This window comes from Sandaracinus amylolyticus (assembly GCF_000737325.1).
Classification (GTDB): Bacteria; Myxococcota_A; Polyangia; order Polyangiales; family Sandaracinaceae; genus Sandaracinus; species Sandaracinus amylolyticus.
This window is the reverse complement of the sequence record NZ_CP011125.1, coordinates 8007597-8019743: the sequence shown is the minus strand read 5'-3', so window position 1 is coordinate 8019743 and position 12147 is coordinate 8007597. Positions and strand designations below refer to the sequence as shown.

The 12147-nt window shown below is 71.0% G+C and carries 13 protein-coding genes and 1 pseudogene; 10 read left to right on the top strand and 4 right to left on the bottom strand.

What is annotated here, in order from left to right; all coding sequences use genetic code 11:
- Positions 1-26: 26 nt before the first annotated feature.
- The 3 genes and pseudogenes from DB32_RS33800 to DB32_RS50315 all read left to right on the top strand — a co-directional run bounded on the left by DB32_RS33800 (position 27) and on the right by DB32_RS50315 (position 2329).
- Positions 27-656 carry a hypothetical protein gene (locus tag DB32_RS33800; protein WP_157069708.1) on the top strand — a complete coding sequence of 210 codons (630 nt, stop codon included), beginning with the start codon at positions 27-29 and terminating at the stop codon, positions 654-656.
- Positions 657-667: 11 nt separating this feature from the next.
- On the top strand, positions 668-1702 hold the full coding sequence (locus tag DB32_RS33795; RefSeq protein ID WP_169791645.1) for a DUF262 domain-containing protein: 1035 nt from the start codon (positions 668-670) through the stop codon (positions 1700-1702).
- A gap of 85 nt (positions 1703-1787) precedes the next feature.
- Positions 1788-2329: pseudogene (locus DB32_RS50315) on the top strand (Uma2 family endonuclease).
- Positions 2330-2633: 304 nt separating this feature from the next.
- Here the strand turns inward: DB32_RS50315 and DB32_RS33785 are convergent.
- Entirely contained in the window at positions 2634-3614 is a 981-nt protein-coding gene (locus tag DB32_RS33785; RefSeq protein ID WP_157069707.1) for a hypothetical protein, read from the bottom strand.
- 53 nt (positions 3615-3667) lie between these two features.
- Here DB32_RS33785 and DB32_RS33780 point away from each other — a divergent pair, with 53 nt between their 5' ends.
- Genes DB32_RS33780 through DB32_RS33770 form a run of 3 tightly spaced genes read left to right on the top strand, consistent with a single transcriptional unit; the run spans position 3668 to position 6248 of the window.
- Positions 3668-4843 (top strand): PepSY-associated TM helix domain-containing protein, encoded by a 1176-nt coding sequence (locus DB32_RS33780; RefSeq protein ID WP_083458124.1) that lies wholly within the window; start codon positions 3668-3670, stop codon positions 4841-4843.
- Complete coding sequence (locus DB32_RS33775; RefSeq protein ID WP_157069706.1) at positions 4840-5004, top strand: hypothetical protein; 165 nt, start codon at positions 4840-4842, stop codon at positions 5002-5004. Before DB32_RS33780 ends, DB32_RS33775 begins: the two co-directional genes overlap by 4 nt.
- Positions 5005-5021: 17 nt before the next feature.
- Positions 5022-6248: a hypothetical protein gene (locus DB32_RS33770; RefSeq protein ID WP_157069705.1), complete on the top strand. Its 1227-nt coding sequence runs from the start codon at positions 5022-5024 to the stop codon at positions 6246-6248.
- A 16-nt stretch (positions 6249-6264) separates the two neighbouring features.
- Here DB32_RS33770 and DB32_RS33765 read toward each other — a convergent pair whose 3' ends face one another.
- A complete protein-coding gene (locus DB32_RS33765) occupies positions 6265-7356 on the bottom strand; it encodes an RHS repeat domain-containing protein (RefSeq protein WP_157069704.1) in 1092 nt (363 codons plus the stop codon).
- Positions 7357-7444: 88 nt separating this feature from the next.
- On the opposite strand from DB32_RS33765, the gene DB32_RS33760 reads away from it, so the two are divergent.
- Together DB32_RS33760 and DB32_RS33755 are read left to right on the top strand one after the other, a co-directional pair.
- Positions 7445-8218 carry a DUF1517 domain-containing protein gene (locus DB32_RS33760; protein ID WP_169791644.1) on the top strand — a complete coding sequence of 258 codons (774 nt, stop codon included), beginning with the start codon at positions 7445-7447 and terminating at the stop codon, positions 8216-8218.
- Positions 8219-8257: 39 nt separating this feature from the next.
- Positions 8258-9022 (top strand): hypothetical protein, encoded by a 765-nt coding sequence (locus DB32_RS33755; protein WP_053236776.1) that lies wholly within the window; start codon positions 8258-8260, stop codon positions 9020-9022.
- A 66-nt stretch (positions 9023-9088) separates the two neighbouring features.
- Here DB32_RS33755 and DB32_RS33750 read toward each other — a convergent pair whose 3' ends face one another.
- Positions 9089-9298 (bottom strand): hypothetical protein, encoded by a 210-nt coding sequence (locus DB32_RS33750; RefSeq protein WP_053236775.1) that lies wholly within the window; start codon positions 9296-9298, stop codon positions 9089-9091.
- Positions 9299-9539: 241 nt separating this feature from the next.
- On the opposite strand from DB32_RS33750, the gene DB32_RS47435 reads away from it, so the two are divergent.
- Both DB32_RS47435 and DB32_RS33745 read left to right on the top strand, forming a co-directional pair.
- Positions 9540-9734, top strand: coding sequence for a hypothetical protein (locus DB32_RS47435; RefSeq protein ID WP_157069703.1), 195 nt, complete (start codon positions 9540-9542; stop codon positions 9732-9734).
- 313 nt (positions 9735-10047) lie between these two features.
- Positions 10048-11400 carry a porin gene (locus tag DB32_RS33745; RefSeq protein ID WP_053236774.1) on the top strand — a complete coding sequence of 451 codons (1353 nt, stop codon included), beginning with the start codon at positions 10048-10050 and terminating at the stop codon, positions 11398-11400.
- Between the two features lie 121 nt (positions 11401-11521).
- On the opposite strand, the gene DB32_RS33740 is transcribed toward DB32_RS33745, so the two are convergent.
- Positions 11522-12091: a hypothetical protein gene (locus DB32_RS33740; RefSeq protein WP_157069702.1), complete on the bottom strand. Its 570-nt coding sequence runs from the start codon at positions 12089-12091 to the stop codon at positions 11522-11524.
- Positions 12092-12147 lie beyond the last annotated feature (56 nt).

Here is a 12147-nt window from a genome sequence, read left to right as displayed (position 1 = left end):
TCCGCGCTCGGTGCAGAGGTGTTGCGATGAGAGTTCAAACGAGCGCTTTAGCCGACTCAAGCGCGCTGGTTTCGCAGTTCAGAGATGAGGTGGCGCGGGCTGAGCTTCGCACCGTCCTTCGTAGACGCATCATATCGGGAAGCGCATATGTGTATCCGAGCCATGATAGCTACTACGAGTTCTGTGAGGCTGTTTCGGAAGCGGTTGGGTGCCACCCCGCCAGCGTTCTGGTCGTTGGATCGGCCAAGCTCGGGTTCAGCATTGCTCCGTCGAAGCGGTACCGACCGTTCGGCGACAAGTCAGATATCGACGCTGTGGTCGTCGACGAGAAGCTGTTCGACCGCCTCTGGCGCGAGGTCCACGTCGCCGTCGAGGCACGCCTTGTTTGGCCGAAACGGAATGACTTCGCCGACTATCTGATGCGCGGCTGGATACGCCCCGACTTCTTTCCCGACGTGCGTGGAGACACAGTCGGGATGTGGTGGGATAGGTTCGCGGAGCTCTCCCGTCGAGCAGGAGTCAAGGTGGCTGGTGCGGTGTATCGAGACTGGCACTTCTTGGAGTCGTATCAGCTCAAAGCGCTCAGCATGTGTCGCGAGGCGGGTCCGCTATCCAGCTCACCAGTGTCCATTCAATCCTCGGCGGTGAAGCGATGATCGACTCCGGCGTGCGGTACGAGCTGAAGACGAATGCGACGAATCGAAGGATTCGCGAATTGATTACCGCGATTAACCAGAGAGCGCTGGTCTCGCGACCTGATTTTCAACGTCGTCTGGTGTGGACCAATCGCGACAAGGTTGAGTTCGTCGACACGATTCTCCGGGCGCTGCCGTTTCCGGAAATTTACGTGTGTGCCGGTGAGGTTGACCCCGAAACCGCGCAAGGGACGGAGTGGCTCGTCGACGGCCAGCAGCGTGTCTCGACGATCTATGAGTACTTTTCCGGAGCACAGTCGCTCCGCTTGCCGCCGAGAATCCCGGCGTATGCGGCGCTCACCGAGGCGCAGAAGCGTAGCTTTCTTGAGTATACGGTCGTCGTTCGCGACCTCGGAAGCGTGCCGTTGGACTATGTCAAGGACGTGTTTAGTCGAATCAACTCGACCAAATATGGTCTGAATGCGATGGAACTGGCTAACGCACGGTACGATGGCGCAATCAAACGTTCCGCTGCGTCTCTCGCCGAACATGACTTCTACTCGCGGCGAAGCGTCTTCAAGGCGTCGGATGTCAGGCGGATGGGTGATGTTAGCTTCCAGCTCAGTCTGCTGATTACGATGGAGGCCGGCTACTTCGACGATACCGACGAGCATGAGAGGTATCTCGAGAGGTATAACGACGAGTATCCCCGCGCGCCCGAAATGGAAGCGCGCTTGAACAGCGTGTTCGCCGCTCTCGACTCTGCTGATATCGCAGGCGCAAGTCGATGGTGGAAGAAGGCCGATCTTTTCTCGCTCATCGTCGAGTTGGATCGGGCGGTGAGCGTCGATTCTCGCGCGGTCGATCCCGCGGCGCTGCGTACGGCGCTGACCGGGTTCGAGCAGTTGCTCGAGCGTTACCAAGGGCACGATGGCGAGATGAGTTCAGCGGAGCGCGAGCGAGCGTCGAGATATTCTCTCGCGGCGGCTCAGGGCAGCAACCATCGGAAGAGCCGCATCACGCGTGGTGAGATTCTCGCCGAGGTCATCCGGTCGGCATCTACCTAGACGCGCGAGTGGAGGCATCCGCGGGTAAACTGCAGCCTATGCCTCGGTCTGCGCGCAGACAGCCGACTCCCGAGTGATTGCCGTGATGACCTACGACGAATATCTCGCGCTCGAGTCGCGCACCGACGTGAAGCACGAGCTCGTGCGCGGCGAGGTGCTCGCGATGGCGGGCGGAACGCCCGAGCACGCCGCGCTCTCGGCGACGGTGATCCCCGCGCTCTCGTCGCGCTCCGCGGCAAGCCGTGTCGGGTCTACTCGTCGGATCTCCGGGTGCGCGTGCGCGAGACCGATCTCGCGACGTATCCCGACGTCGCGGTGGTGTGCGGCGCGCCCGAGACCTCGCCCGACGACCGTCACGCGGTGACCAATCCGGTGGTGCTGGTGGAGGTGCTCTCGGAATCGACCGAGGCGCACGATCGGGGCGCCAAGCTCGCCCACTACCGGCACCTCACGACGCTGCGGGAGTACGCGCTGGTCGCGCAGACCGAGCGGCGCATCGAGGTCTACCGGCGCAACGAGCGTGATCGCGAGCTGATCGAGGCGGGCGGCGGAGAGACGATCGAGCTCGCGTCGCTCGGGGTCACGCTGCGGGTCGACGAGCTCTACGCCGATCCGCTCGGAGCCTGACCACACGGAGCTTCCCTGCTGTGACCTGGGGCGACTTCGACAGGGCCCGGAGCGACTTCGCCACCACGCGCACCGAGCTCGTCACGACGCGGACCTTCTTCGGCGGCGCCCGGAGCTTCTTCGGCAGCACCCGGACCTGCTTCGTCAGCCGTCGGAGCTGCTTCGTCACGACGCGGACCTGCCGTGTCACCACGCGGACCGACGGCGTCACTCCGTGGACCTTCTTCGTGAGCACACGGAGTGACTTCGTCAGTGCACGGGGCGACTCGATCGTGTCGTCGTTCCGGGCACTTACGCGCTGGTATCAGGCCGGAGTCGGAGTGGGCTCGCCGGAGCGCTTGGGGCGGCGGTCGTCGAGCGTCAGCTGGTAGGCGTCGGCGCGGGTCTTGTCCCCGGCGAGGCGCCACTGGGCGCGGCCGACCTTGGCGAGTGTCCGCAAGTTGAGATATGCGCGGCCGTCGATCTCGTCGAGCGCGTCGGTGTTGGAGCGGGCCTCGTGCTGGGCGGCCTTCTTCTCCTCGGCGAGGGCCGGGAGCGCGGCGATCGCCGCGGTGACGCGCGCGATCATCGCGGTGCGGGCCGCGCGGCCCGACTCGGCGGGTGCGATCGACGCGCTGCCCAGCACCGCGGCGACCGCGGTGAGGCGGGTGCGGAGCTTGGCGGAGTCGTGTCCGACCACGCCACGCGCCGACTCGAGCGCAGCGGCGAGGTCGCGCGTGATGCGCTGGGTCGTCTCGGGCGCCTCGCCCGTCGGCGGCACGCGATACGTGATCGCCGCCTCCGCCATGACGACGGCGGCCCGCAGGACGCGCTTGGCCTCGGCGATCGCCTCGGCCTCGACGCTGCGCGCGCTCTTCTTCGCGGCGCGCTGGGCGCGACGGCCCGCGGTCTCCTCGGTGAGCGTGGCGCGGTAGCCGCGGAGCGCGTCGAGCAGGTCGGCCGAGTATCCGCCCGCCTCGAGCATGGCGAGGTCGGCCGACGCGATCGGGAGCAACCGATCGATCTCGGCGATGATCGCCTCCGATGGAAAGCGCTCGCCGATGGCGATGAGGTCTTCGACGGTGATCGGGATCGTCATGCGATGTCCTCCTCGAGAAGGGGCAATCCCAGCGTCGCGATCGCTGTCCGTCAATGCTCCACGAACGCGGCTATCACCGCGCGATGGCGCGGACCCCAGGGTGCTCGCGGCGTGGAGCGCGCTCGGCTGCTCCGGGTCGCATGACGAGCTGCCCGCCGAGCGCGCGCTGCGATGAGCGAGCGCCTGCGCGCCCGCGCTGCAGCACACGTGGCGGCCGGAGATTGACAGTCATTCTCATCTAGACCAGGTTGGGTCCCTCGATGGGCCCCTCCTCTCGCGCGCGGATGGCGAACCGGCACGGCGTCGAGCGACGCGCGCTGCCGGCGCGCGCGCGTCCGCGCGGCGGCGTGAAGCGCGCGTTCCGGGTGCACGGCGCGCTCGGCATGACGTTCGGGGCCGCGCTCTTCGTGATCTGCGCGTCGGGCGCGCTCGCCGCGGTCAGCAGCGACGTCGACTGGCTCGTCCATCCGGCGCTGCGCGCGCCCGCGCTCGCCGACGGCGCTCCACGCGCGAGCTGGGGCGCCCTCCACGCGAGCGCGCGCGCCCACGCGCCCGACGCGCGCGTCATCGTGCTCGCCGCGCCGCTCGAGCCGGGGTTCGCCGCCGAGGCGATCGTCGCGCGGCCCGACGACACGCTCGCGCGCATCTGGCTCGACCCGCGCGACGCGCGCGTGCGCGGCGAGGGCCCGTACCTCACGGTGCAGCGCTTCGCGCGCGACCTGCACCGCTCGCTCTTCCTCGGCGAGAACGTCGGCGTCTTCGTCGTCGCGCTGTTCGGGCTCGCGCTCCTCGGCTCGACCGCGAGCGGCGTGCTCGTGGTGTGGCGCAGTCGCTCGCGGCGGCTGCTGCGCGTCGCGAAGGAGCGCGCGTCGAAGGACCTGCATCGCGTCGGCGGGCTCGCGCTCGTCGCGTTCGCGCTGCTCGCGGGCATCACCGGCACCTGGTACGGCGTCGAGCGCGTCGCCGCGTGGGCCGACGTCGAGCTCACGCCCGCCGCGCCGAGCATCGACGAGGCAGGTCGCGCCCGCGCGACGAGCGAGCCGATCGCGGATCTCGACACCCTCGTCGCGCTCGGTCGCGCCGCGATGCCCGAGCTCGAGGTGCGCGCGATCGCGATGCCCACCGAGCGGCGCCCCGTGCTCTCGCTGCTCGGCGAGACCGACGCGCTCCTCGCGCGCGATCAAGCGAACCAGGTGTTCCTCGATCCCGGCGCGCGCGTCGTGCTCGGCGTGTGGCGCGCCGACGCGATGCCGCCGATCGAGCGCTGGGTGCACACCGTCGACGCGCTGCACTTCGGCTCGTTCGGCGGGCTCCCGACGCGCGCGCTCTGGAGCGCGATGGCGATCGGCACGGCGCTGCTCGCGCTGAGCGGCGCGTGGATCCGCGCGCGGCGCAGCGCGCGCTCGTCGATCGAGGCGCAGGGAGGTGCAGCGTGAGCGCGAGAGCAGGACTGGTGATCGCAGGGGTCGCGATCGGGCAAGCGGCGTTCGGGACGATCGACACGCTGCAGGGCGACGGGACGATCCCGGTGTCCGCCATCGCGCTCGCGTTCCTGGCGATCTCGATCGTCGCGCTCGCGCCGTGGGCGCGCGCGTGAGCCGTGGAGGAGTGGGCATGGAGATCCGGATCGTTCTGACCGCGCTCGCGATCGCGAGCCTGACCGCGTGTGGCTCGGAGACACCGCGCGACGACACACCCGACGCCGGCTCTCCGCCCGACGGAGGCGGCGCGGCCCCGGCGTACGCGGTCACGACGACCGTGTTCGACGAGACCACCGCCGCGACGTACGTGACGGTGCTCGGCTCGCTCGACGCGCAGCAGGTCGATCTCTCCACCGCGCGCGAGTTCGCGGGCTGGTCGTCGGTCGCCGCGCACGACGCCGTGCTCTTCGTGGGCCACGGCGAGCGGCCCGAGGTCGAGCGCTACGCGCTCGGCGCCGACGGAACGCTCGGCGACGCGGAGCAGACCGTGAGCTTCGCGGCGCACGGGCTGAGCTCGGCGTCGCTCTCGTTCAACACGATCGTCGACGCGACGATGGCGCACATGGCGCTCGAGCAGACGTCGCGGGTGCTCTGGGACCCGACCGCGATGGAGATCGTCGGCTCGGTGGACACGCCGGAGGTCGCGCCCGAGCGCGACGGCATGGCGGTGACCGCCGCGAACTTCCAGGGGCGCGTGGTCCGCGAGGACGGCGTGTTCCAGCCGTACTTCTGGCACGACGCGGACTGGTACGCGTTCCACCAGCAGTCGCAGATCGCGATCTACGCGCGAGACGGATCGCTCGACGCGCTGCTCGACGTGCCGTGCCCCGCGCTGCAGATCGCGACCGAGGACGAGCAGGGAAACCTCTACTTCTCCGGCATGGTCGACACGATCGCGTACGACCTCGTCGAGGAGGCGAGCACGCTCGAGCGCTGCGTGGCGCGCATCGACGCGGGCGAGCACGCGATCGCCGAGGGCTGGCCGCGCCGCTTCGAGGAGCTCACGGAGGGACGGCCGGCGGGCGTCTTCCACTACCTCGCGGACGGGATCGGGATCCTGACCGTCTATCACGTCGAGAACGCGGACCCGAGCTCGCCGACGTTCCTCGACGACTGGTACGCGGCGAACTGGGGCCTCTGGCTCGTGGATCTCGAGGCGTGGAGCGCGGAGCCGATCGAAGCGTGGCCGCTCGGCTCGTCGAACATCTTCTTCTCGCGCCTCGAGGGGAGGCTCTTCGTGCACAGCGTCGAGGCCGACTTCTCGTCGACGACGATCCGCGAGATCAGCGTCGACGGCACGCTCACCGAGCGGCTGACGGTGCCCGGCTACGCGGCGTATCCGCTGCTCCGGCTGCGCTGACGGCTCCGCCGGGCGCTCACTCGCACTCGTAGCGGAGCGTCGTCGCGGCGAGCGTGGTCGCGAGCCGGCCGCGCGCGTCGTAGCCGCGTGGGACGCTCGACGTGGACGCGCCCTCGACGATCACGTGATCGACGCGGCGACCCTCCGCGTCGTACGCCCACCGGTGCTCGACGGCTCGTCGCCCGTCGCCGTGGGGCACGGTGCGCAGCGCGGCGACGCGCCCGTGCTCGTCGAGCGTGATCTCGTGCTCGCGCCACACGTCGAGCGCTCCGTCGCCGTCGGCGTCGAAGCCCTCGCGCACGAGGCGCCCCGCGCCGTCGTACGTCCACTGGTGCTCGAGCGCGCGCGCGCCGAATTCGTCGCGCCGCTCGTACGCCATGCGCGAGGGGCCGTGCTCGCCGTGGATCGTGCGCTTCGACCAGCGCGCGCCCTCGGCGTCGCAGCGCTCGGCGATCACGCGCCCCTGCGCGTCGCGCTCCCACGTGCGGAGCTCGCTGCCGGCGCGGGTCGAGCCGCCGCATCGCACGCGCGTCTCGCTGCGGGTCGCGCCGCGCGCGTCGAGCGTGCGGACGATCTCGCGATCGATCGTGCCGTCGCCGTCCTCGTCGATCGCCTCGCGCAGCGTGGCACCGTCGCGCTGCCACGTCGTGACGCGCTCGGGCCGGCCGTCGACGAACGTCGGGCCCCGATCGCCGTCGCCCTGGACGTGCACCGGGACGAGCTCGCGCTCGACGGTCTCGCGCACGAGCATGCCCGACGCGTCGTGCTCCCACCGCACGCGCAGCTGGACCTCGCCGTGCTCGACCTGCTCGTACGACGCGGGCAGGCCGCGCGCATCGCGCGTCCAGCGGAGCACCTGGGACCCGCTCTCGACGGCGCACACCGGGAGCGGCGGGACGGGCTCGACGATCGACGCGGGCACCTCGCGCTCGTCGAACGGCGCCCACCCTCGGTACGCGTCGGTGCTCGGCCACGCGTCGGCGGTCTCGTCGCACGCGCGGGCGGGCGCGCACGCGAGCTCGCCGCGGTCGTGCGTCGGTGCGCTCGCCGCGCCGCCGCAGCCGGCGGCGACGAGCGAGACGATCACGAGGGCGCGGGTGGTGGTCACGCGATGCTGCGACGATCGACCAAGCGGGGCGATCTGTCGAGGGTCGCGAGCCGGCGCCGCCGGGCCCATGTCACGTCTCGTGCGACGCGTGATCTTCGGGGCCCTCCTCTCGCTCTCGTTGCTGCTCGTCGGCGCGTTCGCCGAGGCCGCGATCGCCGAGGCGCAGCGCACCGGCGGCAGCTTCGGTGGACGTCGCTGGAGCGGCGGCGGCCGCGGTCGCGCGCCGATCGGAAGCAGCTATCGCGGCACGCGCTACGGCGGCGGCGGGTACTACGGGCCTGCGCCGTTCGTGTTCTTCGCGCCGGGCGGCATCGGCGCGGGGGGGCTCGTCACGCTCGTGGTGATCGGCGGCGTGGTGATGCTCCTCGCTCGCGGCGCGCGGCGCGCGACGCTGCGCGTGCCGGGCCCGCAGTCGCGCGCGTGGGACAACGTCGATCTCGGTGTGGTGCAGATCGGCGTGGACGCGGAGACGCGCCGCGCGATCGAGGAGACGCTCGCCGCGCGGCGCGTCCCGCTGCGGGTGCGCGAGCACGGCGCGACGTGGCTGCGAGAGGTGATCCACGAGCTGCGCGCGCGCCGCGACGCGTGGCTCGCGGTGCGGGTCGACGACTACCGCCCGATGTCGCCGCCGATGGCGGCGGGCTCGTTCCGTCGCGTGCAGGAGGACGCGCAGCACGGCGCGCCGCTCGCCGAGCACGACGGCGAGCTCGAGGTCGTCACGATCGCCGTCGCGTCGCACCGCGAGATCGTCGACGTGCAGCGCGACGACGCCGACGCGGCGGAGCGCGTGATGCGCGCGCTCGCGCAGCTCGACCCCGACGAGATCGTCGCGCTCGACGTGCGCTGGGCCGCCCCGGCGTGAGCGGAATCGCGCCCGACGTGCGAGAGTTTCCCGGCTCGCATGCGGGGGAAGCTCTTGGCGGTGATCGCGCTGGTCGCGATCGCCTCGTCGTGCGCGGTCGCATCGGCCCAACGGGCCGGCGGCAGCTCCGGGGGAGGTCGCTCCGGCGGCGGCGCGCGCTCGAGCAGCGGAAGCCACGGCCGCGGCCGGTACTTCTACGCCGGTCGCCACGGCCAGACCGCGTACTACTACGACGCGTACTCGAGCACCGGCTCGCGCGTCGCGGGCGGTGACGGCCCGCTGTGGCTCGGGCTGTTCCTGATCGTCGGCGCGCTCGTGGTGAGCGCGCGACCGCGCACGGTGCGCCGCGACGCCGCGCCGGACGCGCAGTCGCCCGAGTGGAAGAACGTCGATCTCGGCGTCGTCGAGGTCACGGTCGATCGCGCGACGCGCGTCGAGATCGAGCGCGCGATCGCGCGGCGGAAGACCCACCGCCGCGAGCCGCGTCGCGTCCGGCGGCTGCGCGCGATGGTCGACGCGCTGCGCGCGCATCGCGCGGCGTGGCGCGCGGTGCGCGTCGAGGATCACCGCCCGATGTCGTCGCCGATCGCCGACGGCGTGTTCCGCCGGCTCGCCACCGGAGCGCGGAGCGGGAGCGTCGGCGACGATCGCGAGGTGCTGACGATCGTGGTCGCGTCGCGGCGCGAGATCGTCGACGTGCACCGCAGCGACGAGGAGGCGGCCGATCGGGTGCTCCGCGCGATGGCCCAGCTCGAGCTCCGCGAGATCGTCGCGCTCGAGATCGCGTGGCGCGAAGCGCGCTGAGAGGATCGACGCGAGCGCGCGGGCCGCGCGCGGGGGGGATTCGCGCGCGGCCCGCGTGCTCCAGCGTCAGCTGAGCAGTGCGTCGCTCGGGGGCTCGACGCCGAGCGCGAGCTCCTCGCGAACGCGCGCGAGCGCGTCTTCGAGGCGCATCTTCGTCTCGTCGAGAGCCTCGAGCGCCGCGAGGCGCTCGTGCTGCGTGCTCGCGCTCTGCGCGCGGCGCACCGCGGCCGCGAGGGCCGCCAACCAGATCGTGGCTTCGGTGGAGGGGTCGTCCATGGGCACGCTCATTCTCCGATCAAATCGGGCGTCGCGTGAGTCGCCAGGCTGTCGTCTCCAGGTGCGTTCGATGCTCGCGCCGCAGGTCCCACCACAACGACCCACGTCGAGATTCGCCCTGTTTCCGGGCGTTCGTCGCGCAGTGCTCCGCGCTCGAGGGCGTCATCGTGGCGGCTCCGGTTTGACCCGTGCGGGACCTGAGAAGTAGGGTTCGCGCGTTCCAACCCAGGAGCTGGATCGGATGACGAATTCGAAAGGACGGATCGCGGCGGGCATCGTGGCCGTTGTGATGGCTTGCACGGCGCTCGTCGGATGTGGTGGTCGGCAACAGCCGCCCACGACCGGGACCTGCCATCCGGGTCGCGAGTGGGTGCCGCCGGCGCAGGACGAGAACGGTCAGTGGCGCGACGGCTACTGCCGCAGCACGGGCGGGTGATCCGCTCGTCTCCGCGCGCGCGATCACCGCGCGCGTGACGGCTCGGTTCGAACGACGCGGGCGCATGGGCGAGAGCCGATGCGCCCGCGGTCGTTCCGTCTCCGGCCGCGCGACGCGCGCGCGTCACGTTCATTCCGCGCGCAAGACCGTTCGGTGACGCGTGGCGTCACTTCTTTCCGCCGCGAAAAGTCGCCGAAACAACTGGCCGGTACATCCCGGAGCGTCGAGAGCGGCGGGTTTCGCGCGGTGCCCCGGGGCGGGGAGAGCTGCGGGGGAGACGTCCGTCCGCTCGACGGCAGTCGGGAGGATCCGGATGAACGAGCTCGTCTCGAGGACCAGCAAGCGAGCCGCGGGGGCGGCGCTGGCGATCCTGGTGTCGTTGACCCTCGTGCCTCGCGCGAACGCGCAGGACACGGCCACGAGCGAGCCCAGCGCCGAGCCGGCGCCCGGTGCGGTCGTGGAGACGCCAGCGACCACCGAAGCGCCTGCAGAGGCGGCGGTCGCACCCGCGGAAGAGCCGGTCGTCACGGCCGAGCCCGTCGCGATGCCCGAGGTCGTGGCCGAGGAGGAAGAGGTCGCCGCCACGGAGCCCGAGGCCGAGGCGTCGTCGTGGACGGACAACCTCTCGTTCCGTGTGTTCGCCGACGCGTACGTCGCCGCGCACTGGACGCTGCCGAACGGCTTCGAGGGCAACCAGTCCGCGATCATCGGCCACCGCGCGTACGACATCTACGGCGGTCCCTCGCTCGCGTGGGCCGGTCTCGATCTGCGCTACGCGCCCGACCCGCTCGGCGCCGCGATCGATCTGCGCTTCGGCACCGCGGTGCCGCGCCTGCTCGGCGCGTTCAGCGGTCTGCCCGAGGGCCTGCAGTTCCTGAAGCAGGCCTACGTGTCGTGGCGGCCGATCGAGAACTTCCAGATCGACTTCGGTCAGTTCGACACGATCTACGGCGCCGAGGTCTCGGAGAGCTGGCTCAACCCGAACTACTCGCGCGGCTCGCTCTACAACGTCGTGCAGCCCTTCTATCACATGGGCTTCCGCGCCTCGTACGCGGTGATCCCCGAGCTCACGCTCACCGCGATCGCGGTCAACGGCTGGAACAACGTCTCGGACAACAACGACGGCAAGAGCGTCGGTATCCAGGGCGCGCTGACGGTCGGCGACTTCTCGGTGGCGCTCGGCTATCTCACCGGCCCCGAGCAGTCCGACTGCAACGCGATCCCCGGGCCCGACGACCCGCCGATCGCGGGCTGCGTCACCGACGAGGATCTCGGCGATCACGACGGGCGCTTCCGCCACCTCGTCGACCTCATCCTGCGCTACAGCGTCGGCGACCTCGCGCTCGTGGCGAACGGCGACGTGACGATCGAGGACTTCGGTCCCGCGGGCTACACGACGATCGCGGGCGGCATGATCGGCGCGCAGTACCGCTTCATCCCCGAGTTCGCGCTCGCGCTGCGCGGTGAGGTCCTCTACTTCGAGGACACCGACGAGTCGCTCACGACGGGCACGTTCACCATCGAGGTCGCGCCCGATCCGCACCTCGTGTTCCGCCTCGACAACCGTCTCGACGTCTCGAGCTACGACCAGTTCGTCGACAACAGCGGGCAGCCCAGCGAGCTCGTGTTCTCGAGCATCCTGGGCGTGGTCGCCCACTCCGACTGATCGTCGACCCCCCGCGGGACGAGCACTCCCGTAGTGACATCGGCTCGCCCGCTGGTCCCTTCCGTCCGCGCGCTTCGCGCGCTCCCGTGCGGGACCCGCGGGACGAGCACTCCCGTAGGGATCAGCGATCCGCGAGCAGCGCGCTCGCCCTCCGCACGGCCTCTTCGGCGTCGCGGGGGTCGCGAGCGCGCAGCACCAGCTCGATGTGATCGTCGGCCTTCTCGACGCGCATGACGAGCCCGGCGACGGCCAGCGGATCGCGCGCGGTGAGCGACTCTCCGCGCGCCGCGTAGCGCGCGGACTGGCACGAGAGCACGCGCTCCGCGAGCCGCGCGTCGAGGCCGAGATCGTTGTCGACGCGGATGCGAACGCCGAGGGTCTGCAGCCGGCGCGGGCGCCCGCCGAACGCGGTGATCGCCTCGGCGTGCAGCACGAGATGCGGCGCGTCGGCCAGCGTGCGCTCGACGAGCTCGGGCGCGAGGCCGTCGCACGCGATGGCGGCGCGCTCGGTCGCGCGCGCTCGCTGTCGCCCCGAGTCGTCGATCGGGCTGTGCGTGAAGCAGCCCCCCGAGGTCGACGCGACGAGGGCGACCAGCGTCCAGCCGAAACATCGTGGAACGAGGTTGGACACGAGCCAGAAACATAGGCTCGCCGGCCGCGGGAAACCAAGCCCCACGTGGTGCGTCGACACGCTCGCGCAGAAGAACGGGAGGAGCGTGTGCGCGCGTGTCGTGCTCCGGCCCGGAA